The sequence below is a fragment of the Pseudomonas sp. NFR09 genome (assembly GCF_900111535.1).
GTDB lineage: Bacteria > Pseudomonadota > Gammaproteobacteria > Pseudomonadales > Pseudomonadaceae > Aquipseudomonas > Aquipseudomonas extremorientalis.
In genome coordinates, this window is sequence record NZ_FOIH01000023.1 from 1 (window position 1) to 2500 (window position 2500).

The 2500-nt window shown below is 45.0% G+C and carries 4 protein-coding genes; all 4 read right to left on the reverse strand.

The features are described 5' to 3' along the window. Nucleotides 1-472 precede the first annotated feature (472 nt). Nucleotides 473-1216 (reverse strand): hypothetical protein, encoded by a 744-nt coding sequence (locus BMX59_RS29965; RefSeq protein ID WP_256573014.1) that lies wholly within the window; start codon nucleotides 1214-1216, stop codon nucleotides 473-475. After that, nucleotides 1213-1383, reverse strand: coding sequence for a hypothetical protein (locus BMX59_RS30605; RefSeq protein ID WP_175486731.1), 171 nt, complete (start codon nucleotides 1381-1383; stop codon nucleotides 1213-1215). Before BMX59_RS30605 ends, BMX59_RS29965 begins: the two co-directional genes overlap by 4 nt. A gap of 104 nt (nucleotides 1384-1487) precedes the next feature. Continuing rightward, nucleotides 1488-1928, reverse strand: a complete 441-nt coding sequence (locus tag BMX59_RS29970) for a DUF6911 family protein (RefSeq protein ID WP_093128611.1) — start codon at nucleotides 1926-1928, stop codon at nucleotides 1488-1490. Further along, nucleotides 1929-2336: a cytidine deaminase-like fold-containing protein gene (locus tag BMX59_RS29975; RefSeq protein ID WP_093128614.1), complete on the reverse strand. Its 408-nt coding sequence runs from the start codon at nucleotides 2334-2336 to the stop codon at nucleotides 1929-1931. Nucleotides 2337-2500 lie beyond the last annotated feature (164 nt).

Consider the following 2500-nt stretch of genomic DNA (forward strand, 5'->3'; position numbering starts at 1 on the left):
CAAGGTGTTGAACAAGGCATTTTTCAGCGCGTCACTGACACTGCCGCCCTGCCCCAGGGCTTTGTTCAGTCCCTCAGGGTCTGACCCCGTTTACCCGAAACTCCTATTTCCCGTCCGGCAGCACCCTTAAGCTTGCAGTGTTATTAGTCTTGGAGCTGTGTACATGAACAAGATCGTAATTACCTCGAACGGTTGAACTGGGGATTAATGGGCTCACAGATGTAGCGATCTATAGAATTACCTTAACCATTGCCTTAGCCTGTTCTACACCAATCTTACTTGCCTCATAGGGTAAGCACCCCTCACCATTTTTTGATCCCAGATTTTTATTGAGGTTAGTCGATTGCAGTCCCTCAGGGTCTGACCCCGTTTACCTTTTTTAAAAAACTGATCGGCGTCACTCATAAATTTCGTTGGACCTGGAACTGCCTCTCTAGTTGAAACAAGCACTCCTTTAGCACCAACTAAAATGTCAATTTAATCCAAATAAAATCCGCCTGAGAGCACGTTGTTTTTCTAGGGTTGAACCATCAGAAAAAACCTTATCAGACGTTACAACTTTTAAAAACCTACCACACTCATAAACTTTAAATCCCTGGCTTTCCAACAACGAAATGCTGGCAAATCTATCCACACCAGCTCTCTCCCAGAAGAGGTTTCCTAGCCACATAGTGCTTCCAATCGCTTCAATATATCCTTGCCTGGGCACGTTACGGCCAGGATTCCCTGAGGTATCAATTTCCATTTGATCCAAGGGGGGAGGTAAACCATTTGACTTCATTGGAAGACCTGAAAGAGGGCGCCCCACGCATTCATACTCTAGAGGGTCTGTAGCGTTCTGCCAAAAATCATATTCGACATCAGAAACCCATGCCTGAATAAAACCTTCAACGCTGAGAAAAGGCCCTATTTCCTCTTTCAGCTTAGTATTACTATGACCCTCTGATTCTTCTAGTACCAAAAAGCAATAACCCAGTGCTGGAAGCAACCCGAATCGGAGCTCAAACCCGCTAGACATTAAACCACTCGGCCAAGATTTTTTTTTCAATATTTTCTTTTCAAGCGTTTTAATATCAATCTTAACCCCCTGCAGAAAAAACACCGTGGGGGAGGAAAACTTATTTAGAAGCTTCTCAACCAAGGCCAGCATCTGCAAACCACTGATCGACTCGACATCAAAAACAAACTTAAATCGCTTCATTTTTTCAGGTCTCACTTGAACTCTTTAACAACCACTTTGACATTATATTCACGTCCGAATTCGATAAGCGATTTAGCAGCAGCCGAACCGCCAGGCTGAACTCGCAGATCAAGCACCATATTTGCTGGTACACCATCGACTTTCGCGCCATTTTTTCCTAAGTCGATAATATGATCTTGCATTCGGCCTAACCACGTACTTCCTGCCGTATCTACAGATTTCAGACTAACGAGCGTATTACCATTCTGAAAATCAACAAGCGGGAAATATCCATTTCTTTCGGCTCCTACGTTATACCAGCCGCTCTGCGGTGAATACCTAGGGAAATCGGGGTCAGACCACCAATATACACATCACCGGACCTCAAAAATTCTTGAAAACAAGAAATAACGATATCTATATTTCTTGTGACAACACTCGCCGGATAGTAATCGCCCAAAACATCAACCAACTTTGCTCCAGCCGACGTATTGTTAAGAGTACGCACAACATGCTCACCATCATCAAGGTATTGGTTCAGCATCAGAATATAATTTCCGGATTCAGCATAAAGATTGATTTCGTAAGGTCCGGCTTCAGGTGCTGGGGAAATAGACAACGAAACGACACCGTCGACTTTACTATATTCAAATATAATGGACCTTACCTCTTCCATGGTCGGCTGATCAATTAGAGGGATTTGCGATCTGCCATGCTCAGGACTAAGGGTATACCCTCCGATGATCATCTATTTTTTCTCCTTAATAGACTTCATACCTGACTCCCAGTAATAGTTTTTCGGAAGTCCTGTTTTATCATCTATAGCTCTTACGGTTAAAGATTTCAACTCAGCCTTTTCTGCGGCAGCAGCTATGTCACCTTTGCAGAATCCGCAAACATCTTTCCCTGCGACTGTCATAGACATGTCCGCTCCGGCAGTTTTACCGGAGCTATATGCTTGCTGGATCACACCGATTTCAGCGTGGGCATCTTTCATATTTCCGTTTGGATAAAGTTTTCCAGGATTCTTAGCGGCTTTATCTGCAATCCTATCCGTGATCAACGAAGGTATTTTCGGGTCCGCCTCGTTGAGTGGATGAGCGGTTTGATTGACGTCTTGGAAGGTCTGACCTCCTACCTTTCCCTCTGCCGCCACTTTTGGTGCAGCGCCCTTAACCGTTCCTTCGATAACATTTTTTTCGGTTAATACCGCAGTCTCCGAATCTGTAGTCCCCTACCAGGTTGAAACTGGCCGCCGCCAAGGTGTTGAACAAGGCATTTTTCAGCGCGTCACTGACACTGCCGCCCTGCCCCAGGGCT